At 66.0% G+C, this 25578-nt stretch carries 20 protein-coding genes; 16 read left to right on the top strand and 4 right to left on the bottom strand.

From position 1 onward, the window contains the following. Nucleotides 1–12: 12 nt before the first annotated feature. Together V2S85_RS12410 and V2S85_RS12405 are read right to left on the bottom strand one after the other, a co-directional pair. Nucleotides 13–282: a hypothetical protein gene (locus V2S85_RS12410; RefSeq protein WP_330703174.1), complete on the bottom strand. Its 270-nt coding sequence runs from the start codon at nucleotides 280–282 to the stop codon at nucleotides 13–15. A 101-nt stretch (nucleotides 283–383) separates the two neighbouring features. Further along, nucleotides 384–1307 (bottom strand): CPBP family intramembrane glutamic endopeptidase, encoded by a 924-nt coding sequence (locus tag V2S85_RS12405; RefSeq protein WP_330703173.1) that lies wholly within the window; start codon nucleotides 1305–1307, stop codon nucleotides 384–386. A gap of 257 nt (nucleotides 1308–1564) precedes the next feature. On the opposite strand from V2S85_RS12405, the gene V2S85_RS12400 reads away from it, so the two are divergent. After that, nucleotides 1565–2230 carry an OmpA family protein gene (locus V2S85_RS12400; RefSeq protein WP_330703172.1) on the top strand — a complete coding sequence of 222 codons (666 nt, stop codon included), beginning with the start codon at nucleotides 1565–1567 and terminating at the stop codon, nucleotides 2228–2230. Between the two features lie 126 nt (nucleotides 2231–2356). Here the strand turns inward: V2S85_RS12400 and V2S85_RS12395 are convergent, their stop codons facing one another. Then, complete coding sequence (locus V2S85_RS12395; RefSeq protein ID WP_330703171.1) at nucleotides 2357–2593, bottom strand: PAAR domain-containing protein; 237 nt, start codon at nucleotides 2591–2593, stop codon at nucleotides 2357–2359. A 181-nt stretch (nucleotides 2594–2774) separates the two neighbouring features. Between V2S85_RS12395 and V2S85_RS12390 the strand changes: the two genes are divergently transcribed. The 15 genes from V2S85_RS12390 (at nucleotide 2775) to tssM (ending at nucleotide 24965) form a co-directional block, all read left to right on the top strand. After that, nucleotides 2775–3935 carry an ImpA family type VI secretion system protein gene (locus tag V2S85_RS12390; RefSeq protein ID WP_330703170.1) on the top strand — a complete coding sequence of 387 codons (1161 nt, stop codon included), beginning with the start codon at nucleotides 2775–2777 and terminating at the stop codon, nucleotides 3933–3935. Between the two features lie 75 nt (nucleotides 3936–4010). Then, nucleotides 4011–4520, top strand: coding sequence for a type VI secretion system contractile sheath small subunit (tssB, locus tag V2S85_RS12385; RefSeq protein ID WP_330703169.1), 510 nt, complete (start codon nucleotides 4011–4013; stop codon nucleotides 4518–4520). Nucleotides 4521–4526: 6 nt separating this feature from the next. Beyond that, nucleotides 4527–6023 (top strand): type VI secretion system contractile sheath large subunit, encoded by a 1497-nt coding sequence (gene tssC / locus V2S85_RS12380; RefSeq protein WP_330703168.1) that lies wholly within the window; start codon nucleotides 4527–4529, stop codon nucleotides 6021–6023. A 16-nt stretch (nucleotides 6024–6039) separates the two neighbouring features. After that, a complete protein-coding gene (gene tssC / locus V2S85_RS12375) occupies nucleotides 6040–7608 on the top strand; it encodes a type VI secretion system contractile sheath large subunit (protein ID WP_330703167.1) in 1569 nt (522 codons plus the stop codon). Continuing rightward, the gene (gene tssE, locus V2S85_RS12370) at nucleotides 7608–8078 is read left to right on the top strand and encodes a type VI secretion system baseplate subunit TssE (protein WP_330703166.1); all 471 of its coding nucleotides are present in this window, start codon (nucleotides 7608–7610) and stop codon (nucleotides 8076–8078) included. The genes tssC (V2S85_RS12375) and tssE overlap by 1 nt, the downstream gene beginning before the upstream one ends. Then, nucleotides 8075–9886 (top strand): type VI secretion system baseplate subunit TssF, encoded by a 1812-nt coding sequence (gene tssF / locus V2S85_RS12365; protein WP_330703165.1) that lies wholly within the window; start codon nucleotides 8075–8077, stop codon nucleotides 9884–9886. Before tssE ends, tssF begins: the two co-directional genes overlap by 4 nt. A gap of 13 nt (nucleotides 9887–9899) precedes the next feature. Next, nucleotides 9900–11021: a type VI secretion system baseplate subunit TssG gene (gene tssG / locus V2S85_RS12360; RefSeq protein WP_330703164.1), complete on the top strand. Its 1122-nt coding sequence runs from the start codon at nucleotides 9900–9902 to the stop codon at nucleotides 11019–11021. Between the two features lie 176 nt (nucleotides 11022–11197). Beyond that, entirely contained in the window at nucleotides 11198–13942 is a 2745-nt protein-coding gene (tssH, locus tag V2S85_RS12355) for a type VI secretion system ATPase TssH (RefSeq protein WP_330703163.1), read from the top strand. A gap of 63 nt (nucleotides 13943–14005) precedes the next feature. After that, entirely contained in the window at nucleotides 14006–14476 is a 471-nt protein-coding gene (locus V2S85_RS12350; protein WP_330703162.1) for a type VI secretion system tube protein Hcp, read from the top strand. A 74-nt stretch (nucleotides 14477–14550) separates the two neighbouring features. Beyond that, nucleotides 14551–16419: a type VI secretion system Vgr family protein gene (locus V2S85_RS12345; protein WP_330703161.1), complete on the top strand. Its 1869-nt coding sequence runs from the start codon at nucleotides 14551–14553 to the stop codon at nucleotides 16417–16419. Next, a complete protein-coding gene (locus V2S85_RS12340; protein ID WP_330703160.1) occupies nucleotides 16419–17042 on the top strand; it encodes a DUF6931 family protein in 624 nt (207 codons plus the stop codon). Before V2S85_RS12345 ends, V2S85_RS12340 begins: the two co-directional genes overlap by 1 nt. 4 nt (nucleotides 17043–17046) lie before the next feature. Next, complete coding sequence (tagH, locus tag V2S85_RS12335) at nucleotides 17047–18483, top strand: type VI secretion system-associated FHA domain protein TagH (protein WP_330703159.1); 1437 nt, start codon at nucleotides 17047–17049, stop codon at nucleotides 18481–18483. Nucleotides 18484–18528: 45 nt separating this feature from the next. Then, on the top strand, nucleotides 18529–19872 hold the full coding sequence (gene tssK, locus V2S85_RS12330; RefSeq protein ID WP_330703158.1) for a type VI secretion system baseplate subunit TssK: 1344 nt from the start codon (nucleotides 18529–18531) through the stop codon (nucleotides 19870–19872). After that, nucleotides 19869–21311, top strand: coding sequence for a type IVB secretion system protein IcmH/DotU (gene icmH / locus V2S85_RS12325; RefSeq protein ID WP_330703157.1), 1443 nt, complete (start codon nucleotides 19869–19871; stop codon nucleotides 21309–21311). Before tssK ends, icmH begins: the two co-directional genes overlap by 4 nt. Nucleotides 21312–21542: 231 nt before the next feature. Beyond that, nucleotides 21543–24965, top strand: coding sequence for a type VI secretion system membrane subunit TssM (gene tssM / locus V2S85_RS12320; RefSeq protein WP_330703156.1), 3423 nt, complete (start codon nucleotides 21543–21545; stop codon nucleotides 24963–24965). 22 nt (nucleotides 24966–24987) lie between these two features. On the opposite strand, the gene V2S85_RS12315 is transcribed toward tssM, so the two are convergent. Then, nucleotides 24988–25551, bottom strand: a complete 564-nt coding sequence (locus V2S85_RS12315; RefSeq protein ID WP_330703155.1) for a hypothetical protein — start codon at nucleotides 25549–25551, stop codon at nucleotides 24988–24990. Between the last annotated feature and the right edge of the window lie 27 nt (nucleotides 25552–25578).

The following is a 25578-nucleotide window of genomic DNA, read 5'->3' as shown; positions in this document are numbered from 1 at the left end:
GTAGACCGAGGGCTAATCCTCCGGGGCCATTACTGGTCGCCCCGTTGCCAATCGCCTAACGACGTGAATGGCCAGAGATGTGAAGAAGACGATGCCATATGTTCCACCAAGCATGACGCCAGCCGCCATCATCACCGTGGACCAGTAACGCGTCAATTCAACGCCAATAATGCGGACCAGAAACGCAGCGCAGATGAGGTACAGGAAAGCCAGTACGATCCCGCCGCCGAGAAAGTAAATGCGGATGCGGCGTCGAGCACGCTTCAAGCGTAATGCGTCCATCAGATTCCCTATCCGTTCATCGGCACTGTTTGGCATTAGCACCTAACGTCCGCAACGGGGCGTAAGTCGCCATCGCCGCGATAGCGGGCTTGTCCAGCCCGCTACGCCGAATACAACTTCAGCCTCGGTGCCGCTTCCCCGCTCGGCCAGGCGGCGATGGCGGCGATCAGCGCCAGCAGCACCACCACCGGGGACAGGCTGGCGTTCAGCCCCTCGGCGCCGCCGCCCCACCAGGTCGAGCCGACGAGGTCGAGGTCGATCAGCGCGCCGAAAGTGCCGGTGCCCGGATTGGGAGTGAGCCCGAAGCCGATCTCCTCCGCCCAATTCCATCCGAAATGGATCATCCAAGGCAGCAGGATCGAGCCCGACCTGAGGTAGGCGAGGCCGAACAGCAGACCGCCCAGCAGCATCGTCACGAAGGTCAGCGGCTCGCTGGCGGCGGCCACGAAGTGCAGCGCGGCGAACAGCAGCGCGGCCGCGCCCAGCGCCGGCCATGCCCCCCAGCGGCGTTCCAGATCCTTCTGCAGCCAGCCCCGGAAGTAGAGTTCCTCCGCCCCGCTCTGGATCACCAGCAGCACGGTTTCGAGCAGTAGCAGGCCAGGGCCTCCGCCTGATCCCGCCCCCGTCTGTGCCGTTCCGGCGATGGCGCACAACGCGACCGAGACGGTTAGGCCGATCACGCCGATACCCAGCCCGGTGGCGGTGCGGACGGCGGTGCAGGCGGCGGCACCCGGGACGACCGGCAGCGGCAGCATGCAGAAGCGCACCGCCAGCAGCGCGAAAGCGCCGAGCAGCCCGAATACCACCAGAGTGAACGCGGTTTCCAGCGTCGCGGGCGCCATCGCGGCGAACGAAGGGAGTTCCAGCAGTCGTCCGAACAGGTACGGCACCCCCAGCAGCACCGCCCCGGCGACACCGGCGGCGATGGCCAGGCTGGCGAGCCCCCAGGCGGGATGGCCCGCTTCGACCTGTCGCGATTCGATCCGTCCCGGCTCCATTCCGGCCGACGATTGCGCCCTAACCATCGACGTTCCGCCCCCTTTTTGACTTAATGCCGTCGCTGGATCGCACAAAAGGCCAGGTCGGCAAGCCGAATTCGATCCGTGCTCAAGTGCGCATTAGCATGACAAGGACTGTTTCTGTACATGACGAGCGTTGTTAAACCCTTGCACGAAGGTTGTTTGTGACTCGTAGCGGGAGTACACGGACGAAATTGATTCGATTTTATGGTGGATAGGGGAAGTCTGTCATGGTCAGGGCTTCGATTGCGGCACTGCTCGGCATGTCCATTTTCGCAGGTGCGCAAGTCGCCTCGGCTCAGAACGCCGTGAGTGAGGAAGAAATCAAGTGCTTCGTTTCTGGCTGCGATGAAGCGAAAGCTTCGGACGAAGCAGAAGCGAAGGCGGGTGACGACGACGAATGCATGACCTCGGGCATCTGCCCGGTCGGCGAGACGCGCGGCTTCCACCTCTCGACCGGCGCGCCGGCGAAGCAGGCGGCCACCAAGCCGGGCGGTTCGGCGGCACGCCCGGCGGCCCCGCGTTATGCGGCCAGCACGGGCGGCAAGGTGGCTGGCAAGGTGGCCGGCGCCTCGCGTCTGGCGATGCCGGCGACGCGCAAGTCGCTGGACATGCGCCTGTCGTTCGAAACGGCCTCGGCCACGCTGACACCGGCGGCCCGCGCGCAGGCGGATGCCTTCGCGCGCCAGATCAAGGATGCGGCGGGCACCCGCCAGTTCGTGATCGAGGGGCATACCGACAATGTCGGTTCGGCCGCCTACAACCGCCAGCTCTCGCGTGAGCGTGCGCAGTCAGTGGTAAGCTACCTCGTCGGCCAGGGCGTCCCGGCCGGCAAGCTGCGCGCGGTCGGCTATGGCTTCGACCACCCGCGTGACGGCACCACGGCGGCCGATGCCAGCAACCGCCGCGTCGAGATCGTTCGCTACTGACGGTCATTCCGTCGGGGGAGGGCCCGGATGGCACAGGCCGTCCGGGCTTTCCGCGCGTCCCGAACGCCTGGTCGCGCATTAAAATGCTGCAACATCGAAGTGCAGCATTCGGGGCAAGGTAAGGGGTTAGCCGCCGACGATGACGGTGGGGCAGCCGAGCACGATGACGCCGCCGTGAGCGGTCATGTCGCCGATGCGGGCTTGCGGCAGGCTGGAGGTCAGCACCGTCGCGCTGCCTTTCACGATCACGTCCGGCGGGCCGACGCAGACGCACTGGTCGGTCACCCGCGCGGCGGGCAGTCCGCCGATCAGCACGGTGGGGGCGCCGGGGGCCAGGATCGGGCCGCCTACATGCGGGACCACACCCGTCACCATCGGACAGGTATGCATGTCGGTAAGTCGTGATGCGGGTGGCATGAAGTACCTTATAGTCCGATTTCGCGCTGCAACTTATGACGAGTGCTGTCAGCATGCAAAAAAGAAGTGGTGTGCAAGAGCGAAAGCTGTAAATTCAGCGCGCTAACTGGGGGAGTTGGGACAAATCGTGCTTATCGACGAAGAACGCAGGCAGGCGATTCTTGCGCCGATCGACGATTCGGTCGGTCTTGACGGTCGCGAGGACGAAGGCGCGGCGGGCGATCTGCTGCGCGAGATCCGCTCGCAGCGCAAGGCGATCGTCCGGCTGGAGCAGGCCGCGGCGATGACCGATGACGAATTCGTGCTTCCCGACGGCGGCTGGGACTGGGAAACCCTGGCCGAGAATTCGATCGAATACCTGTCGGTACACGGCAAGGATCTCGAGCCGCTGAGCGTCGTGGTCGAGGCTGCCGCGCGCAGCGACGGCCTTGGCGATCTGGCGGCGGCGATGACGCTGCTGGCCGATTTCGTCGAGGCGTTCTGGGATCAGGGCCTCTACCCTCCCGAGGATGAGGATGACGGCGTTTCCGCGCGGTTCCAGCCGCTTTCGGGGCTTTCCGGCGGCAGCAACGACAAGGACGGCGCGCTGATCCAGCCGGTGCGCAAGCTGGCGATCGCACGCAGCAGCGAGGGCGAACTGCGTCATCTCGACAAGGTCCGCGCCGATGCGGCGATGACCGCGTCGCAGGGGCTTTCCGGCGATTCCAAGAGCGCGCGGATCGCGGAGGCGAACGAACTCTATCGCACGATCGAGGCGCACGGGCGGCGGGTTTCCGGCGAAGTGCTGTCGCGTGCGGCGAAGCTCGCGGGGGAGGCCGACGATGGCTGGCGCCGCGCGATCGGGTTCATTTCGGAGCGGACGAAGCCGCAGTTTCCCGCAGCCTCGCGGCTGGGCGAGGAACTGAAGGCGATCCGCGCCTGGCTTGCCGCCTTGGCGCCGACGTCCGCCGGCGCCGACGACGCTGCGGCGGCGCCCGAAGGTGAAGCCGAAGCCGGTGGAGCGGTCGTCGGCGGCGCGCCGGCGGCGGGCCCCGGTTTCGTGGCGGGCAAGATCACGCGGCGCGAAGATGCGTTGAAGGCAGTAGCGGCGGCGGCCGATTACTTCAGCCAGTTCGAACCTTTATCCCCGCTTGGAGAAACGCTGCGCGAGGTTGACCGAAGGGCGCGAATGAGTCTTCATGACCTGCTCAATGAGCTCATTCCCGACGACTCGGCGCGTAGGGACTTCTACTGGCGTTCGGGTATCAAGCCGCCTGCGGAAGAAGAAGCGAACAGCGACGGTTACTAGTCACGGCCCGGTGGGGGCCACGGGGCGCTGCAAGTCGGGCGCCTCGCAATTGCGACGTAGTCGAGGGAGATCACAATGGCTGACTCGGTACACGACAAGCTCAAGAGGGTGCGCAAGCCGCGCGTCCACATCACCTATGACGTCGAGACGGAAGGTGCGCAGGAAGTCAAGGAACTGCCCTTCGTGGTCGGCGTGATGGGCGACTTTTCGGGCGATTCCACGGTTCCCAAGAAGAGCCTCAAGGAACGCAAGTTCATCGATCTCAAGAAGGACAAGTTCGACCAGGTCATGGCCCGGATCGAACCGGCCGTGAAGATGAAGGTCGAGAACACGCTCGAGAAGAACGGCAAGGAATTCGAGGTCAACCTCAAGTTCTCGTCGATGGACGATTTCGAGCCCGAGAAGGTCGTCGAGCAGGTCGAGCCGCTGCGCAAGCTGATGGAAACGCGCAACCGCCTGCGTGACCTGATGGCCAAGGCCGACAGTTCGGAAGAGCTGGAAAACCTGCTCGAGACGATCCTGGGCGACCAGGAGAAGCTGGGGCAATTGTCCGCCCAGCTCGGCACCGACAAGCCCGCGGAGTAATCAGACATGTCCGAATTGGAAACCCAGGGCGGCGGTGCGGCGCAGGCCGAGACCGTCGATGCGCCGATCAGCCTGCTCGACGAGGCGATCAGCGTCACCAAGCAGACCGAGCCCTCGCGCGTCGAGGAACTCATGCGCACGCTCGCCGAAGAGGCGATGAGCGGCACCGTCCAGTTCAACAAGAACATGACGGTCACGCTCAAGGAGGCGATCGCCAAGATCGACGCGCAGATTTCCGAACAGCTCGCGGCGATCATGCATGCCGAGAAGTTCAAGAAGCTGGAAGGCACCTGGCGCGGCCTCAACTATCTCGTCAAGAATTCCGAGATCAGCACCACGCTCAAGGTCCAGCTGTTCAACGCAACCAAGAAGGAAATCGCCAACGACTTGTCGAAGGCGACTGATTTCGACCAGTCGACCCTCTACAAGAAGGTCTACGAGGAGCAGTTCGGCATGGCCGGCGGCACCCCGTTCGGCGCATTGGTGGGCGACTACTACTTCACCAAGCACCCCGACGACGTCGAGCTGCTGACCAACATCTCGAGCGTTGCGGCATCGGGCTTCACCCCGTTCATCTCGGCGGCCGACGCCAATGTCTTCGGTATGGATACCTATAAGGATCTATCCAAGCCGATGGACATGAAGCAGTTGTTCGAGACTGCCGACTACACCAAGTGGAATTCGTTCCGCCAGTCGGAAGACTCGCGCTTCGTCACGCTGACGATGCCGCGCGTGCTGGCGCGCCTGCCTTACGGGCGCGATACCAAGAAGGTGGATGCCTTCGAGTACGAGGAAGCCCCGCGCGACCTCGCCGGCGCGCCCAAGGCGATGGATCATGACGACTACTGCTGGATGAACGCGTCCTACGCGCTGGCGGCCCGCATGACCGATGCCTTCGCGCAATACGGCTGGTGCACCGCGATCCGCGGCGCCGAGGGCGGCGGCAAGGTCTCCAACCTGCCCACCCACGTCTTCCAGTCGGACGATGGCGACCTGGACACCCAGTGCCCGACCGAGATCGGCATCACCGACCGGCGCGAGAAGGAACTGTCGGACCTCGGCTTCCTGCCGCTGTGCCACTACAAGAACACCGACTATTCGGTGTTCTTCGGGGCGCAGACCACGCAAACGCCGAAGAAGTACGACCGTCCCGAGGCGACGGCCAATGCGGCGATCTCGGCGCGCCTGCCGTACATCATGGCGACCAGCCGCTTCGCGCATTACCTCAAGGTCATGGCGCGCGACAAGATCGGCTCGTTCATGGAGGCGAGCGACTGCGAGACCTGGCTGAACCGCTGGATCAAGAACTACGTCGACGCGACCGAGGGTGCCGGCCAGGAAGCCCGCGCCAAGTATCCGCTCCGCGAGGCGCGGGTCGAGGTCAAGGAAGTGCCGGGCTCGCCCGGTTCCTACAGCGCCGTCGCGCATCTGCGGCCCTGGCTGCAGTTCGAGGAACTGACCACCTCGATGCGCCTCGTCGCGCGCATCCCGACCGCCTCCTGACGGTCCGGCCAAAGCCATGGCGTCGTCGCCTCTGATCGCCGAAGGGCAGGAGGCGACGACGCCGATGGACTCTGCGGTGCCTGGCGCTCCGCCGCTCGCCGCCCCGTTGCCCGAGGGCGCCGGGGCGGAGCCACCGGAGCCTCAGGAACGGTCTTGCGAAAGCGAGGCCCGTGAAAACGTGTCTCCTGCAACTGCCGGGGACGGGGAGGCGGCCGCGACCGGCTCGCAATCCTCTCGCGAATCCAAGGCTTTCGAGCGGCATGCGCGGCTGCGCGCCACGGCGGCGGGGCTGATCGCGCGGATCGACCGCGATCTTGGCCGCCAGCTGGACGCCATTCTCCACCATCCGGCGCTACAGAAGCTGGAGGCGCTCTGGCGCGGCGTCGCCTGGCTGGCGGACGGTATCGACGATCCTTCTGTGGCCCTGCGCATCCTCGACGTGCGCTGGACCGAGATCGCCCGCGATCTCGAACGTGCGCTCGACTTCGACCAGAGCACGGTGTTCGACCTCGTCTACACCCAGGAATTCGGCATGCCGGGGGGCAAGCCCTATGGCGTCGTCGTGGTCGATCATGCGATTTCGCACCGGCTCGGGCGCGGCAAGGTCGATGACGTCGAAGTGCTCGAAGGGCTGATGGAAGTCGCCGCCGCCTCGTTCTGTCCTTTCGTCTTCGGGGTCGATCCCTCGATGCTATCGCTCGACGGGCTGGACGAGATCGACTTGCGGCAGGATCTGAGCGCGACTTTCGTCGACCCGTCCTTTTCACGCTGGAACCGCATCCGTTCGCGGCCCGACAGCCGCTTCCTCGGCGCGGTGATCCCGCGCCTGCTGGTGCGCCGCCCGCATCGCGGACGCGACCATCCGCGCCTCGGCTTCGTCTATGACGAGAAGGTCTCGGGCCCGCGCGAACTGCTGTGGCTTCACGGCGGCTTCGGGGTCGCCCATGTCACCGCGCGGGCGATGGCTCGGCACCGCTGGCCTGCTGCCATTCGCGGCACCGTGCCGCCGGGCGAGGCGGGTATCGTTGATGGCCCCATCCGCCATTTCCTGCCGAGCGACCGCACCGGTTTCGTCGCGCGCTACGCGATCGAGAACGCGATTTCGGAGGATCAGGAAGTCGCGCTCAACGAACAGGGGCTGATGGTGCTGCGCCAGTTGCACCTCACCGGCAACGCCGCCTTCATGAACCTGCCCAGCCTTCACCGCCCGCCCGATTACGACGGCGAGGCGGCGCGGATGAACGCCAAGATGGGGGCGATGCTCAACTACATCCTGTGCGTCGCCCGCTTCGCGCATTACGTGAAGGTCATCGCCCGCGACTGGGTGGGCAAGTACAACGACGCGGCCGAATGCGAGAAGCTGCTGCAGCGCTGGCTGCACAGCTACGTCACCGGCAACGACGATGCCTCGCCCGAGATGCGCGTGCGCTATCCCTTGCGTGAGGGTGTCGTCAGCGTGCGCGAGGTGCCGGGCAAGCCGGGCAGCTACGGCTGCGACATCCACTTGCGCCCGCATTACCAGCTGGACCAGATCACGTCCGAATTCCGCCTGACCACGGTGATCGGCAACGAGGCTGCGGCCTGATGGCGCGGATCATCACCCAGTCGCTGGTCGACCGCCTGATCGACGACGATCCCGATGGTTCGGCCGACGCGCACGAGACCGAGGAGATCGCCGTCGCGCGCTACAAGGTGGCGCTGCGCCGTGATCTGGAGAGCCTGCTCAACACCAAGCGGCCCTGGCTGCCGGTGACCGACCGCTATCCGGGGCTCGACCGCACGATCGTCGGTTACGGGATTCCCGACCTCTCGACCGAGGACATGTCGGTGGCGGCAGTGCGCGAACGCGTGCGCCGGACGATCGCGCAAGTCATTCGCGAGCACGAGCCGCGCCTCTCCAACATCGATATCGAGATGGACGAGGGGCCAACCTCGCGCGGGATGCGGCTGCGGATCTCGGCGGTGCTCAACATCATGCAGAGCGAGGAAACCGTCGTCTACGAGGCCGCCGTGCGCCCGGGCGACCGCACCATCGAGGTGGCGCTTACCGGATGATCGACGATCTCATCGCCTACTACCAGCGCGAGCTGGACTATCTCAAACGCAACGCGGGCGCCTTTGCCGAGGCCTATCCGCGCTACGCTGCGCGTCTCAAGATCAGCCGCGACGCGATCGAGGATCCGCACGTCAGCCGCCTGATCGAATCGGTGGCGTTCCTCAACGGGCGGCTGCGGCACAAGCTGGACGAGGACTATTCCGAGCTTTCCGATGCGCTGCTGCTGACGCTCTATCCGCATCTGATCCAGCCGCTGCCCTCGCTGATGGTGGTCAGGCTGGAGCCGGGCGCGGACATGGCCGAGGCGGTGACGGTGCCGGGCGGAACGACCATCACCACCGAGCCGATCGACGGCGTCGCCTGCCGCTATCGGCTGTGCGGCGACACCCGGCTGCTGCCGCTGCGGCTGGCCGAGGCCTCGATGGTCGGGCCGCCGTTCGAGGCGCCGATCGGCATGAGCGCGGCGCGCGGCATGCTGCGCCTGACGTTCGAGACGACCAAACCCGAAGTCGAACTCGCCAAGCTCGACATCGAAAGCTTGCGCCTTTTCATCAAGAGCGACGGGCGGCGCGCGCAGATCCTGCTGGAGCAGATCGGCGCGAACCTCGTCGGCATGGGCGTGGCGACCGGTTCGACGGACCCGCAGGCAGTGGCGCTGGGGCCCGACAGCGTACGGCTGCTGGGGCTGGACGAGGACGAACTGCTGCTCCCCCAGGCACGCACCGCGCGCAAGCCGTATGCCTTGCTGCAGGAGCATTTCGCCTATCCGCAAAAGCACTTGTTCTTCGAGATATCGGGGCTCGACCGGCGGCTGATCCATGCCGGCGGCAATCGCTTCGAGGTCTATCTTTTCTTCGACCGCATCTCGCCCGAACTGGAACGGGTGGTGCGGGCCGACGACTTCGAACTGCACGCGGCCCCGGCGCTCAACCTGTTCCCGCAGGAGGCCGAGCCGATCTACCTCGACCATACCTCGGTCGAGTACCGCGTGGTGCCCAGCGCGCAGCATGAGGACGCGATAGAGGTTCATTCGGTCACCGGCGTCACTCTGCAGAAGGCCAGCGGCGAGCGGATCGAGACGCCCTCGCTCTATTCGTTCCGGCGCGGGTCGACCGAGCTGGGGTCGTTCTTCCACGCCACCGCGCGGCGATCGAGCTTCAGCGTCGGCGGCGGCGACGATGTGTTCCTGACCATCGCCGATCTCAAGGCCGAATTGCTGGCCGAGGATACGACGGTGGTGAACACCAGCATTCTCGCCACCAACCGCGACCTGCCGGCGCGCCTGCCGTTCGGCGGCGGGCGGCCCTATCTGGAAGTCTCGGGCACGATCAACGGGCTGGCGGGTGTCAGTGCGCTGACCAAGCCGACGCCGACGCGGCGCCCGGCGCGCGGGGCTGCGGCGCACTGGAAGCTGATCGGCCAGCTCTCGCTCAATTACCTGACGCTGGTAGGCGACGAACTTTCTGGCGAGGCGCTGCGCGAGGTGCTGGCGATCTACGACACCGGCAATACGCCCGACAGCGAGTATCTGCGCGAGCGGCTAATCTCGGTCAGCTCCTCGCCAGGTGTGGCGCGCCTGCGGTTCAAGGGGCATGCGGCGATGTGCTCGGGTATCGACGTCACGCTGGAGATCGACGACGAGCGGCTGTCGGGCTCGGGCTCGTTCCTGCTCTGCGCGGTGATCGAGCGGTTCCTGGCCGGGGCCTGCGCGCTCAACAGCTTCGTGCGGGTGACCGCGCGGCTGCAGCGTGAGACCGGGGCGTGGAAGACCTGGGCGCCCCGCATCGGCGACCGCCCACTGATATGAGGCGTCCCCCGCTATGATCGCCATGGGAGGCATGCTGGAGCGGCTGCGTCGCTCGACGTTCGTGCAGGCGGTGCGCACCGTGCAGGGCTGGGCGCGCCGCGGCGGCAATGCGGCGGAACTTGGGCGCGACGATCTGCCCTCAGCCGAGCCGGTGCGCTTTGCCGCATCCGACCGCATGTTCGCGCCCGCCAACGATGTCGCGGGAGCGGAGGACGACAGCGGGAAGGGCCAGAACGGCGGGGCAGGGCGCGGGCGGGTACGCATCCTCGCCAATGTCCTGGGCCTGGCTGGGGCTACTCCCGCGCTGCCGCCGCCCTACAGCGAACTGCAGCTGCAGCGGCGGCGCGCGCGCGATTTCGCCTTCGGGCATTTCCTTGCGATCTTCGATCACCGGGCACTCTCGTTCTTCTGGCGCATTGCCGAGAAATACTCCTGGCCGCTGATGGCCGAGCGCGCCGGGAGGGGCGATTCGGACCCGGTGCAGAAGATGCTCGTGACCCTCGCGGGCATCGGCTACGACGGCGCGCGCGATCGACTCGACATGCGCGATAATGCGCTGGTCACGCTGGTCGCCCATTTGTCCGACACCCGGCGCAGCGCGGCGAGCGTCGAGGCGGTGTTGCAGGTCATGACCGGCCTGCCGCTGCGCGTGGTGGAGGCGGTGCCGACGTGGATGGCGGTGCCCGCTTCCGAACAGACCCGCATTGGCGGTTTCGGCGCGCAGTTCGTGCAACTGGGACAGCCCGAGGATTCGCCCGGCACCAGGTCGGGGGTCGGCGGATCGGCGAGCATCGGGGCGGCGATGATCGGGGCTGCGGTACTGGACGCGCAGCATCACTACGTGGTCGAGATCGGGCCGCTGAAATACCATGAACTGCAAGACTTCTGCTGCCGCCGCGAGGCCCGGCGCGAGGTCACGCAATTGTGCGCACTTGCTGCAGGGATCGAGCAGCGCCCGTCGATGCGGCTGCTGATCGAGACGCAGGATATTCCCGAATTGCGGCTGGGCGATTCCGAATCACCGGCAATGCTGGGATGGACGACATGGATGGGTACTCCGGAAAGGTCCGGGGGTGTGGCGAACGATTGCTTAATTCCCATCGATCCGACTGCAATGGTGCGAAAAACCGGTTGAGTGCAGTCGCTTCGGTTACTAAGCATGCTGCAGCAACGCGCACGGTGAATTCTTCGCCGAACCAAATTGCGACGGGCCGCAACATAACAGTCAACGTTAATTGACGCGGGGGTTTTGCAGGTCATTGTGCAGCCGGGCGAACTGCCGGGCTGCTTGCAGCTTTTGGGGGAAGAGGCGTGGAGTTGAATCTCAAGAGTCTCATCGGGAAACTCGACGACACCTGCCGGCAGTCGCTGGAGGCGGCGGCGGGGCTGGCCCTGTCGCGCACCAACTACGACGTGGAGGTGGAGCACTGGCTGAACCGGCTGCTGGAAAAGCAGACGTCGGACCTTGCCGTGATCGCCAGCCATTTCGAGGTGGACCTGGGCCGTCTGGCACAGGACATCAATCGGCAGATCGACGGCTTCAAGACCGGCAACGGCCGCACCCCCGCGATCGCGCCCAACCTCGTCAAGCTGATACGCGAGGCCTGGCTGGTCGGCTCGCTGGAATACGGCTCGGGGCTGGTGCGTTCGGGGCACCTGCTGCTGGCGCTGCTGCTCAGCAATGAATTCACCGGGACCGCGCGCGACATCAGCGCGCAGTTCGCGAAGATCCCGGCCGAGACGCTCAAGACCGCGTTCGACAAGATCACCGCCAACTCCGAGGAAGCGAAGGCGGCGGCTTCGGCTGCCCCGGCGGCATCGGGAGGCTCCGCCGCGCCGCGGCCCGGTGGTCCGGCCAGCACGGCGTCGCTCGACAAGTTCTGCATCGACCTGACGCAGCAGGCCAGGGACGGCAAGATCGATCCGATCTTCGGGCGTGATCCGGAAATCCGCCAGATCGTCGATATCCTCACCCGCCGCCGCCAGAACAACCCGATCCTCACCGGCGAGGCGGGCGTCGGCAAGACGGCGGTGGTCGAAGGCTTCGCGCTGCGCATCGTCCAGGGCGATGTGCCCGAGGCACTGAAGAACATCCGCCTGCTCTCGCTCGACCTCGGCCTGCTGCAGGCGGGCGCGGGGATCAAGGGCGAGTTCGAGAACCGCCTGAAATCGGTGATTGAGGAGGTGAAGAAAAGCGCCACCCCGATCATCATGTTCATCGATGAGGCGCATACCCTCATCGGCGCGGGCGGCGCGGAAGGCCAGAACGACGCGGCGAACCTGCTCAAGCCCGCCCTCGCGCGCGGCGAGATGCGCACGATCGCGGCGACGACCTGGGCCGAATACAAGAAGTACTTCGAGAAGGACCCCGCGCTCACCCGCCGCTTCCAGGTGGTGAAGGTGGAGGAGCCGAGCGAGTCGCTGGCGGTCGCCATGCTGCGCGGCCTTGTGCCGGTGCTGGAGAAGCACCACGGCGTGCGCATCCTCGGCGAAGCGCTGGAGGCGGCATCCAGCCTCTCGCACCGCTACATCACCGGGCGCCAGTTGCCCGACAAGGCGATCTCGCTGCTCGACACCGCCTGCGCGCGCGTCGGCATCAGCCAGGCGGCGACTCCGGCGGCGCTGGAGGACGTGCAGCGCCAGATCGGGCTGCTCGAATCCGAAGTGCGGATGCTCAAGCGTGAACAGGGCAGCGGCGTGGACAATGCCGCCGCGCTGCAGGGCTGTGTCGATCGCCGTGCGGAGCTGGAAGCCGAGGCGGACGTCCTGACCACCCGTTGGAACGAGGAAAAGGCACTGGTGCAAAAGGTCGCGGAGGCGCGCATGGCCTTCGACGGCCTGCTTAACGAGGAAGCGCGGGCCGCTGCGGTCGAAGTGCCGGTGCTTGATGCCCCGGTCGCCGCGTCCGATGGCGAAGCGACGCTGATCGAGGCACCCGCACAGGACATTTCCGCCAAAGTCGCAGAGGCGCGTGCCCACCTCAGGGCGGCGCAGGACGAACTCTCTGCCAAGCGCAGCGAGGAGATCATGGTCTACGACGTCGTCGACCGCGATGTCGTCGCCGCGGTGCTGTCGGGCTGGACCGGCATTCCGGTGGGCCGGATGGGCGGTGACGAGATTCGCTCGGTGCTGACCGTGGCGGACCAGCTTGCGGCGCGGATCAAGGGGCAGCGCTACGCGCTCGACATGATCGCACATACGGTGAAGACCGCGCGGGCAGGGCTGGCCGATCCGAGGAAGCCGATCGGCATCTTCATGTTCTGCGGCACCTCGGGCGTGGGCAAGACCGAGACCGCGCTGGCGCTGGCGGAGCTGCTCTACGGCGGTGAGCAGAACATCACCACGATCAACATGAGCGAGTTCAAGGAGGAGCACAAAGTCTCCACCCTGGTCGGTGCCGCGCCCGGTTACGTCGGTTACGGCGAGGGCGGCGTGCTGACCGAGGCGGTGCGGCGCAAGCCCTACTCGGTGATCCTGCTCGACGAGATGGAAAAGGCCCATCCCGGCGTTCAGGACGTGTTCTATCAGGTGTTCGACAAGGGCATGATGAAGGACGGCCAGGGCCGCGACATCGACTTCAAGAACACCCTCATCATCATGACCTCGAACGCGGGTACCGACACCATCGAGGACTTGTGCCGCGCCAAGGGCAAGGACGAGATGCCCGAGCCCGAGGAACTGGCGGCCGAGCTTCGGCCCGCGCTGCTCGAATACTTCAAGCCGGCCTTTTTGGGCCGCGTCGCGACCGTGCCCTTCTTCCCGCTGGAGCCCGATATCCTCAAGGAGATCGTGGTCATCAACCTCAGGCGGATCGAGAAGCGCATCGTCGCCAATTACGGTGCGGAATTCACCTGGGACGACGCTCTGCTCGACAAGCTGGTGGCGCGTTGCACCGAGGTGGAAAGCGGGGCGCGAAACATAGAAAACATACTGAAGCGCGGGCTTCTCGCCGACCTCGCGGGACAACTGCTCGAACTGCGTGCCGAAGGACAATCGGTGGGCCGGGTAGAGGTGACTGCAGGCGACGGCGCGGACTACGCCTTCACCATCAGTTGAGTGTGAAAAGCCCCGCCGAAGGTTCGGCGAGGGTATGGATAATCAAGTCGAAGGAGGCATGCAGTGGCTATTTATCTCAAGATCGACAGCATCAAGGGCAGCTCGACCACCAAGGGTTTCGAGGACCAGATCGAACTCGGCAGCTTCCAGTGGGGCGCTGGCGTCGGCGTGAGCAACGCGCGCGGCGGTGACCGTACCACCAGCGAGCCGAGCGTCTCGGAAATCACCGCCACCAAGACGGTCGACAAGGCCTCCGAAGGCCTGTTCAAGTCGCTGCTCAAGGGCGAGTCGGTCGGCAAGGGCACCGTCTCGTTCACCGCGGCGAGCAAGGGCGAGGCCGTGGCCTATGCCACGCTGGAACTCGAGGAAGTCATCATCTCGGGCTTCAGCATGTCGAGCGGCGGCGATCTGCCTTCGGAATCGTTCTCGCTGAACTTCACCAAGTTCGACTGGTCGTTCACCGGCCGTGACGGCAAGCAGGGCGGTAGCCCGACTCACCTTATCTACAGCCTCATCGAGAACAAGGTCGGCTGACCTGATCTGCGTGGACGGCCGGCCCCCGCAGGGGCGGTCGTCCCGCAGACCCGGTCCCGGTGCGGCGAACGAAAATGGACAAACACCTGCTCAATCTTCGCGTCCTCGCGGATGCGACGGTCGAGGACTATGCCTTGGTCGGTTTCGAGGGGCGGGAGGAAATCTCCCAGCCGTTCGATTACCGGATCGAGCTGATAACCAGTGCCGAACCGGACCTGACGAGCTGGATCGGCAAGCTGGCGGAGTTCGACATCTATCCGGGCAATGGCCAGGAGCGCGTCTTCGCGGGCCGCATCTATGCCGCGCGCAACGTGGTCAGCGAGGAGATCGGGCGCATATTCGTGCAGATCCGCCCGGCCTACCATGCGCTGTCCTATGCCTGCGGCACGCATTTCGTGCAGGACAAGAGCAGCGTCGAGATCTTCGAGGGCATGACCGCCGACGTCACGGGCCTGGTCAAGACCATGTCGGTCAGCCCCTCGCCGCCCAAGCGCGGCTATGCCGTGCGCTACGACGAGAGCGAGATCGACTTCCTCGCCCGTCTGCTGGCGCAGGACGGCATCATGTATTTCTTCGTCTACGATCGCAGTGCCGGCGCCTATCGACACAAGATGATCGTGACCAGCAAGCCGGCCGACTACGTCGACATCGCCGCCGGCCCGGTCGAGTTCAAGGCCGGCAGCGGCATCGGCGACATCGGCACGCTGGAGCGCCACTATGCGGCGGCGCCGCGCAAGCACAAGCACGTCTCGTTCAACGTCAACAAGCTGGACGAACCGTTCCTCAAGGACAGTTCCTCGAGCGACAGCTGGGGGGCGGTCTACAGCCACGAATATGAGACGATCGGCTATGAGGCGCTCGTTTCCGGCGACGTCGGCAGCCGCCAGAAGGCGAGCGACGAGCACGGCCAGCAGATCGCCGATCTGGTCGAGGGCAGCGCGGTCGAGTGCAGCTTCATGGCCGGGGGGCGCGTCGAGATCCAGGGAGAAGGCGCGGGCTTTGCACCCAAGCGTGTGGTGCTCACCAGCGTAATCCATTCCGCCTACGACCCGTGGATGTTCGGCGAGGCGGCGACCGGGCACTATTCGAACCGTTTCACCGCGATCGACGCGACGAAGACGGTGCGTCCGCGCGTCGACAATCCCGGGAAGCAGGCGCCTGGCCCGATGCTCGGCGTCGTCGACCTGAAAGGGACCGTCGCGGGCGAGATCAAGGTGGACGAGGAATGGCGCATTCCCGTCGCCATCTCCAACGCGCGCGATTATTCGAGTGCCGGGTTCAACCAGATCGTGTGGCTTCCGGTGCAGCAGCAGTGGGCGCACGCGACTCACGGCGCGCAGTTCTTCCCGCGCATCGGCACGCGCGTCATCATCGATTTCCTCTACGGCAACCCGGACCTGCCGATCATCACAGGTACCGTCTATACCCCGTCCCAGGCCTACCCCTTCGACCCCGCGAGCAAGGTCACCCAGACCGGCTGGCGCTCCGTGACCGAGAAGAACGGCTCCGTGATTCAGGAGTTCTACTTCGACGACAAGGAAACGAAGGAAGAGATAAAGCTCTATACTGGACGCGATTATCGCCGCGAAATCGACCAGGACGATTGGGGAACGGTCAAGCGGGACCAGACGCTGGAGGTCCAGCGCGACCGCAAGCGCACCGTCACCGGCAAGGAGACGGTCGAGGTCAAATCGACCCGCACGGTCACGGTTACAGACAAGAACCTATTGGAATCGCAGACAGAAATCGAAATAAAGGTCGGCGCTTCATCGATCAAGCTGACCCCGACCGCGATCGAGATCAAATCCACCAAGATCACCATCAAGGCCGATGCCCAGCTCGACATGACGGGAACTGCGCAGGCCTCGCTCAAGGGCGCAATGGTTGAAGTAAAGGCTGACGCCATATTGACGGCTCAGGGCAGTCTGGTGAAGATCAACTGATGTCGTCGAGCCCCCCCATATCCATCCCGTTGCGATTCCAGCGTTCCGAGCTGGAGGCGAAGGCCGATCTGTCACAGGAAGGCAAGGCGCTGCTCGCGCGGATCGGGCATCCCGAGAAGCTCGTCGCTGCGCTGATCGATGCCGGTCTGTCGCGCGATGCGGTGCATGTGCTGACGCTGATCCTGCCGCACCGGCAGGCGGTCTGGTGGGCCTGTCTCGCGGTTCGCCTGTTGCCTGATCTGGAACGGCGCAAGCAGGATCTGGCCGCCGTCGTCGCGGCCGAACGCTGGGTGCAGGGCGGCAGCGGCAACGATGCCGAGCAGGCGGGCGAGATCGCCAATGCCTGCGACCCGGATTTCGCTCCGGCCTGGGTGGCGACGGCGGCCTACTGGTCCGGCCCGTCGATTGCGCCGCGGGGGCAGCAGGCGGTGTCGCCGCCGCCGCATCTGCCGGGGGTGGCCGCGCGCATCGCGTTGCTGCTGCTGGCACAGGATACGGCGCTTGCCGGACGTTATGTCTTCGGCGACTGGCTGGCGATCGGTCTCGCGCTCCTGGCGGGCGGCAACGGCGGCCAGGCTCAGGCGGAGTTGCGAGGCAGGCTGGCCGAGGCGAAGACCGCGTAGACGCATGTGGACCCTGCTTCTCTCTCGGCTGAACGATCCGCCGGGCAGTTTCTTCGACCGCCGCCAGATCGATGCGGGCCAGATCAAGGTCGGCCGCAGCGAGAAGAGTTGCGACCTGATCCTGCCTGACGAGCAAGGTTTCGTCAGCCGCGAGCATTGCACTATCGCGGCGATGGGGCTCGATCTGTTCGTGACCGACACCAGCAAGAACGGCGTCGCACTCAACGTGCCGGGGCAGCGCATCGTGCCGGGGCAGGCGGTGGCGATCCGACCGGGCGATCGGCTGATCGTCAACGACTTCGTGATTACCGTCAGCACGCCGGCCGACGCGATGGGCGCCGCTTTCGCCGCGCCGCCACCGCCGCCTTTGCCCCTGGGTGGCAGTACGGCGGGCGACGATATCTGGGGTGCGGGGCCGTCGGACCCGTTTCTTGGTGATCTGGCGGGCGGTGACATCCACGATTTCCTTTCCGGCGGCAGTTTCAGTCCGGCACCGCCGCCGTCCGGTTTTGCGGCGGCGCCGAGTATCGATTTCGGGGCGCCGCCGCCACCGCTGGCCGATTTCGGCTTCGGTACACCGTTCGGCGAGGCTTTCGCGCCGCGCCCGATCATGGCCGATCCCGCGCCGTTCGGGGGCAGCGTCGGTATTCCGGAGGACTGGGCAAGCCCCGGCAACGGCGTTGGCGACGGCCAGCCGATCCCGGAATTCGATCCGTTTCCCGCGCTCGACGTGCCCGCCGCCGCGCCATCGGGGCCAGGCGACGCATTTGCCGGTGAACCTTTCGCTGGTTTCGGGGAGGCACCTGCGGCTCCGGTCGCTCCGGCACCCCAGTCGCCGCCCTCGACCCTGGCGTCCTCCGCTCCGGATGCGGCAGGGTGGGCGGCCTTCTACGAAGGCGCGGGCTTCACGCCGGACGAGATGAAACTGCCGCCCGATGCGATGTACCGGCTCGGTGTCCTGTACCGCCAGGTCGTGCTTGGTCTTGCCGACATCATGCAGGACCGCGCAACCTTCAAGGACGAGTTCCGGGTCGAGCGCACGCAGCTTTCGATGGGCCGCAACAATCCGCTCAAGCACTTGCCCGCGTTCGACGCCGCCAAGGTGGTGATCGGCCAGCCGCTACCCGGCTTCATGGACGGCGAGGAGGCCGTGCGCTCCTCGTTCGAAGACATCAAGAAGCACCAGATGGCGATGCTGGCAGGCGTGCAGAACGCCCTGACCACCGCCTTTTCGCGCCTCGCGCCGGCAGAGATGGAAAAGCTGGTCGAGGCGGCGCAAAGTCAGAAGAAGGGTTTTTTAGGGAAACGCGGAATCGATCGCTGGTCGCTCTACGTAACCGTCTATGAAAACCTGCGAAAAGATGCGACGTCCAATGCCAATGGAATCATGAGTTCGGCCTTCCGTGAAGGCTATGAAAAGTTCATGAAGTCTACACGTTAGAGTCGTTTTAGGGGCGTAAGTCTTGGGCAAGGGGGGGATTGGTCTGTGACGTGGGAGAACAAGCCTGTCTGGTCGGAAGGCATGTTCCTGCGGCCGCAGCATTTCCAGCAATTCGAACGCTTCGCCGGGGCGCAGCTTGAATCGCGTGTCGGTCCGCTGGTCGCGCATGGCTATGGCGTGCATCAGCTGGAGATCGGCGAGGGTCCGCTGAAGACCGGCAAGATCGTCGTCAACCGCTGCTCGGGGGTGTTCGAGGACGGCACGCCTTTCCGCATTCCCGAACAAGCCGCCGCGCCCAAGCCGCTCGAAGTGATGCGCGACGTGCGCGATCAGGTGGTGCATTTGTGCATCCCCGAAAGCCGCGCCGGGATCGCCGATGTCGCCCTCGACCGCAGCGCGCAGGCCGAAACCCGCTTTCTCGGCGAGGAGTTCGAGGCCGCTGACATCGTCTTCGGCGCCAGTTCACGCGTGGCGATGAACGTCGGGCGCCTGCAACTCTCGCTGCGTACCGAGGCCGAGGGGCTCGAAGGCTACGTTACTTTACCGATTGCGAAAGTCGTTGAAAGGCGCACCGACGATTCCGTAGTTCTCGATACCGGCTTTATTCCCTGTTCGGTGTCGGTCACGGCCAGCCCGGTGCTGTCGGGTTTCATCACCGAACTCGAAGGCATGCTGCACCAGCGTGCCGAGGCGATCGCCGGACGTCTGGGGACGCCGGGCGCCAAGGCGGTGGCGGACATCACCGACTTCCTCATGCTGATGGTGGCCAACCGCGCTGAGGCGCTGCTCAAGCACCTTTCGGCCCTGCCCACGATTCACCCGGCGGACTTCTACGGCATGCTCTGCGCGCTGGCGGGGGAGCTTTCGACGTTCACGCAGACCTCGAACCGGCCCACGTTCATGCCGCTCTACCAGCATCGCCAGCCGCGCCTGTGCTTCGACGCGGTGATGGCGGACCTGCGCCGTTCGCTGAGCAAGGTGTTCGAGCAGACGGCGGTGGCGATCCCGCTGACCGCGCGGGGCTACGGCATCCACGTCGGCCAGGTCGAGGATCGCTCGCTGTTCACGACCGCCTCGTTCGTGCTTGCGGTGCGCGCGGGCGTCGATAGCGAACAGTTGCGGGCCAACATGCCGCGCCTCAGCAAGATCGGCTCGCCCGAACATATTCGCGATCTCGTCAACCGGCACCTGCCGGGGGCGGACCTCTATCCGATGGCGGCGGAACCGCGGCAGATCCCGTTCCGTGCCAACACGGTCTATTTCAACATCAATTCGCGGCATGAACAGTGGCAGGCGGTGCGGACCTCGGGTGCGGTGGCGCTGCACGTCGCGGGTGAGATTCCCGCCCTCGAACTGGAGATGTGGGCGATCCGGGGGCAGCAGCAATGAGCGGCGACGACGAGGGAGACGACGCAACCGTATTCCGGCCCGCCGGGGGAGGTGGCACGCCGCCGCCGTCCGGTTTCCCGCCGCAGCGCCCTGCGCCGGCGCAGGGTTTTCCCTCGCCGCCAGCCGCGCCGGGCGTGCCGGTTTCTCCCCCTCCGGGCCAGCCGGTATCGAGCGGCGCCGCGCAGTGGGGAGCGCCCCCGCCGCCTCCCGCTCCGCCGCAGGCAGGCGGCGGGCGCATCGATTTCGCGCCGGGCGAGCCAAACCTCTACGGTCCCGAGCCGGTGGTCGCCGCAGCAGGGCGGCTGATCCTGCTCGCCAATCACATCAAGACCATGGCGGTCGGCCCCGATCTGGAGGCGCTGCGCCGCACCACCGTCGCCGAACTCGACGCCTTCACCAAGCGCGCCCGCGCGCTGGGGCTGGAGGCCAAGTCGGTGCAGTTGGCGCACTATATCCTTTGCGCTTTTCTCGACGATGCGGTGATGTCGACCCCGTGGGGCGGGCAGAGCCAGTGGTCCACGCAGAGTCTTCTCGTCGTCTATCACAAGGACGCGCGGGGCGGTGACCGCATGTTCCAGTTCGCGGAGCAGATGGAGCGCGATCCGAACAGCGAACCGCGCCTGATCGAACTGTTGTACCTGTGTTTGTCGCTCGGGTTCGAGGGGCGCGCGGCGCTCGATCCGCGCGGGCAGAATATCCTCGTCCAGCGCCGCGCCGGCCTTGCCGCACTGGTCCAGCGCCAACGCGCCGCGCCGAGCGGCGAGATTTCGCCGCAGTGGCACGGGCAGAAGATCGCCTCCGGCCGCTTCGGCTCGCAAATCCCGCTGTGGGCGGTGCTCGCAGCGATCGGCGTCGTCGCGCTGCTGGTCTTCGCCGCGCTGCTGATGCATTTGTCGAGCCGGGGCAATGCCGCGATCGAGGCGGTGGACCGCGCCGTCGGCACTGTCGCCGTGCCGCCGCCGCCACCGCCACCCGCGCAGGCCGCGACGCCGCTGTTCGAGAAGTTCCAGGACATCCTGCGGCCCGACGTGGCGGCGGGCCGCCTCGAACTGACGCGCGAAGGCAACGAGATCGTCATCCGCCTGCACAACCAGGGTCTGTTCGCCTCTGCGCAGGCTGACGCATCGGGATCGTGGAGCGATACTTTCGCCCATCTGGCCGAGGCCGCGAACCTCACCAAGGGGCCGATCAAGGTCGAGGGGCATACGGACGACCAGGCGATCCGTTCGCTGCAGTTCCCGTCGAACCAGGAACTGTCCGAGGCGCGGGCACAGTCGGTGGCGCAGGCGGTCGAGGGCTCCGGCCTCGTCGACGCCTCGCGCCTGTCGATCGCCGGTTTCGGAGCGACGCAGCCGATCGGCGACAATGCGACCGACGAAGGCCGCACGCTCAACCGCCGCGTCGAACTGCGCGTCGCCAATGACATCAACTGGCGCTGAGGGGGAGGACATGAAGATGCAGGCTCACCGTTCGCCCCGCCGTCACCCTGAACGCTTTTCAGGGTCCATCGGGCCGCGCATCCTGAGGCCGAGACAGCCAACCGCGCGTTCGGTGTCATGGCGCATGCCATCGGCCGCGATCGCGCAATTGATCCTGAAACACGTTCAGGATGACGGGCGCGGGGAAGGCAGGGCCGCTGCTTCATTCACGGTTCCGGGGGGAGAAACGCGATGAAGGCACTCTTCCGCAACCGCTGGTTCTGGCGCGTGATCGGGGCACTCGCGCTTGGTCTGCTGCTGTTCTTCGTCGGCCCGCTGGTGTCGATCGCCGGGTTCCGGCCGCTCGGCTGGTGGCCGGTCTATACTTTCGCGGCGCTGCTGCCGCTGATCGTCGTCGGTGTGCTCTGGCTTCTCGCGGTGAAGGGCGAGAAGAAGAAGAACGCGGCGATGATGGAGGCGCTCAAGCCCGAGCCGGGCGCCGAAGACCGGGACGAGATCTCCGCCAAGCTGACCCAGGCGCTCGACATGCTCAAGTCGGCCAAGGTCGGCTCGCGCGGGGCCTATGCCTATCAGCTGCCGTGGTACGCGATCATCGGGCCTTCGGGCGCGGGCAAGACGACAGCATTGCTCAATTGCGGGCTCGATTTTCCCACCGCCGTGGCGGGCGAGTATCGCGCGCTGCGCGGCCAGCCCAAGACCCCCAATTGCGACTGGTGGTTCACGGACGAGGCGGTGCTGATCGACACGGCGGGCCGCTATGTCACGCAGGACGATGACGCCAGCGCCGACGCGGCGGGGTGGAAGTCGTTCCTGGGCCTGCTCCAGCAATACCGCCCGCTGCAGCCGCTCAACGGCGTGATCGTCGCGATCCCCGCGCCCGACTTCGTCGATCCGGCGAAGATGGCCGAGCACGCGCGCCACATCCGCGCGCGTCTGGCTGAAATCGGCAAGGAACTGGGCCAGGATCTGCCGGTCTACGTGCTCGTCACCAAGGCCGATCTGCTGGCGGGCTTTCGCGAGTATTTCCGTTCCAGCACCGACAGCGAATCGGATCAGGTCTTCGGCGCGACCGCCAAAAGCGACCAAGTCGATAACCAGTCTGTGCTCGAAGGGTTCGAGGCGCTCGTCACCTCGGTTTCCTCGCGCGTGGTCGAGCGGATGCAGAACGAGCCGCAGATGCACCTGCGCGCGCAGATCGCGGCCTTCCCCGCGCAGCTCGCCTCGCTGCAGGCGCCGATCGGCAGGCTGCTGGAGGCGCTCGGCCAGAAGAGCCGGTTCGACAATCCAGCGCGGGTGCGCGGCGTCTATCTCGCCTCCTCGATCCAGACCGGCAACCCGGTGGATCGCATCCTGCTCAGCGTCGGCGCGCCTGCCACGCATTCGGCGCAGACCGTGGGGACGGGGCGCAGCTACTTCCTCAAGCGCTTCTTTTCGGACCTGCTGATTCCAGAACAGGGCATGGCGGGACGCAACCCGCTGGCGGAGAAACGCGCCGGACAGCGCTACACGATCGCGGTGGCCGCCAGCCTTGCCGCGCTGGCGCTCTGCTGCGGCGTGTGGACCTGGGGCTATTTCCGCAACCTGACGCTGATCGACCGGGTCTTCGCCACCGCCGAGGCTTATGCGAACGTGCGCGCCAATGGCGGCGGCGGGGTGGACGAGGACGTTGCCGCGCTCGGCATCCTGGGCGATGCGACCACCGAAATGGCAGAGGCGAGCGACTTCGGCCTCGGCCTCGGGCAAGGTAGCCGGTTGTCGGCCGATCTCGGCGGCATCTACGGGCGCGATCTCAAGCGTCGTCTCGCGCCGATCCTTGTCGGGCTGGCGGAACAACGCATGGCTTCGGATGGTGACAACCCGACCGCGCTTTATGATGACCTCAAGTCCTACCTGATCCTCGGCGGACAAGGCCCGGCGATGGGTGAGCATGTCGTCGGTTGGGTCCAGCCGGCGTGGATGGAGCGCGGCGGCGGTAATGCCGAGACCCAGGCCGGCGAACTCGCACGCCATACCAAGGCGCTGTTCGACGGCAACTTCGCAGCCCAGACGATCGATGCCGCGCGCGTCGAGGGTGCGCGCTCGGTGCTGCGCGCGCAACCCGCCGCCGTACGCGTCTACGGCCGCCTCAAGAGCAAGGCCCTGGAAACCGGCGAGGAAATGTGGACCGCGCGCGAGAATGCGGGGCCGCGTCCCGAAGCGTTCTTCGACACCAGCGGTGCCTTCGCGCCCGGCGCGGGCGTACCGGCGCTGTTCACGCGCAGCGGCTACGACAAGATCTTCACCCCGATCGTCGCCAAGGGCGCGAGCCTGCTGGAAGAGGAGAAGTGGGTCGTTGGCGATACCGGCACCGCGCAGCTTTCGCCGGGCGAACTGGCGGGGCTGAAGTCCGACCTCGAACGGCTCTACTTCGCCGAGTTCCTCGATCGCTGGCAGTCCTACAGCGCCTCGATCAAAGTGCGCGCCGTCTCTTCGCTGGGTGAGAACGTGCAGCGCATGCGCGATGGCGGCGGGCCCCTCTCGCCGATCAAGCCGCTGCTCACCGCGATCGCCAAGGCTACCGACATGACGCCGTCTGCCGGCATGCCCAAGGCGAGCGGCAAGCTGGCGCAAGGTCTGGCCATGGCGGGCAAGGCGGGAATGCTGCCCACCGGCGACGGCGGGAGACAGGCCGTGGTCGATGCCTTCCTGCCCTTGCGCATGTTCGTCGGCAAGGGAGCGGGCGCGCCACTCGACGCCTGGTTGCAGACGCTTACGCAACTGGCGGACAAGCTCAACGTCATCGCGGTGCTGCCGGGCGGCGGGGGCGAGACCGGATCGCAGCAGAGCATGGACGCCAAGGCGGCGATTCTGCAACTCGACCAGAACGGCAACTCGATGCCTGCGCCTGCCGGTCTGTGGGCCAAGGCCGTCGCCAGCGACGCCAACGTTGCGCTTGGCGGCGCGCGACTGGCGCAGATGGGCGCGGCGATGAGTGGCAGTTTCGGCGAGTCGTGCGCCAATGGACTGGTGAAGGCCTATCCGGTGCAGCCGGGCTCCAGTGTCGATCTCGCGGTCGGCGACTTCGCGCGATTCTTCTCGCCGCAGGGGCTCTTTGCGAACTTCGTAAACACCGAACTCGGCGGCTATCTGGACAAGACGCCGCCCACCTGGACGGCCAAGGAGAATGCCAGCGAGATCGGCCTTACCGAAGCCACCGTGCGCGCCATGCAGGCGGCGGACACCATCACGCGCACGTTCTTTTCCAGCGACCCCAACAATCCGCGGCTGTCGTACCAGATCGAGCCGGTGGCGCTGTCCGGCGCCGATGCGGTGAGCCTGCAGGTGGACGGGCAGACGCTGCGCTACGACGGCAAGTCCGCCATCCCTTCCACGTTCGATTGGCCAGGAGCGGGGGGGGCTTCGCTATCCTTCACTCTAGCGGGCGGCGCGCCGGCACAGCGGACCTGGAACGGCCCTTGGGCCGTTTTTCGTATGATGAAGGTGGCTGCGATCAAGGGCGGTGCCTCACCGGCGATCGGCGAGGGCAGCCTGACCCAGGGCGGCGCTCGCTTCGACTTTCGCATCCGCACGTTCGCGGGCGGAAATCCCTTCGTCGTCGATCCGTTCGTGAAGGTCGGCTGCCCGGCAATCGGTTCGACGGCGAACGCCGGGTAACCTGGCGCCAGAGGCTGCCTTGTTATTGCAGAGATTGTGCCATGACGGCGTTGGTGATGGAAATTTCCAAGCCTCGTACCGCTTCCGACCAGTCCGCTTCCAGTGACGTGTAACCGCGCATGACGAGCGGACCGCATTGTTGGTTCGCTTTTATGATCGAATTCGTGACGTCGTAGGCGGCCTTGGCGATCAGCACCGCCTGCATGGCGACGATCGGGGTAGCGAGCCCCGCCGTCGCGAACTCGGCGCCCGCTGCGACTCCAACCTGTTTCGTCAGGGTGAGCCCGTTGGCGCCCAGTTCAAGCAGGGCAGCGGCGCATTCGAGCTTCTCGTCGTTCGAGAGGCCGGAGATCGCCGCGCCCGCCTTCAACACCGTGACCTGCAGGGTCGCGGTCGAAACACCGCCTTTCACGACCGAATCGTGAAGTCCGTCGATGACGGTGCCGACCATGGTTTCTGCCAGCTTCGCCGCCTTCGCATCGTTCGGAAGGGCGCGATTGATGTCGGAGCGGGCCTGGGCCTTGGCAGCTTCCTTCAGCATGGCCTTGCCAAAGCCGCCCGCGATATCCGTCGATAGGTTTCCCATGTACGTCTTGTCTCGTTTGCTGGATTG

Source organism: Novosphingobium resinovorum, from assembly GCF_036352595.1.
GTDB classification, from domain to species: domain Bacteria; phylum Pseudomonadota; class Alphaproteobacteria; order Sphingomonadales; family Sphingomonadaceae; genus Novosphingobium; species Novosphingobium resinovorum_B.
The sequence above is the reverse complement of the archived record's forward strand: the minus strand, read 5'-3'. Positions and strand labels throughout refer to the sequence as shown.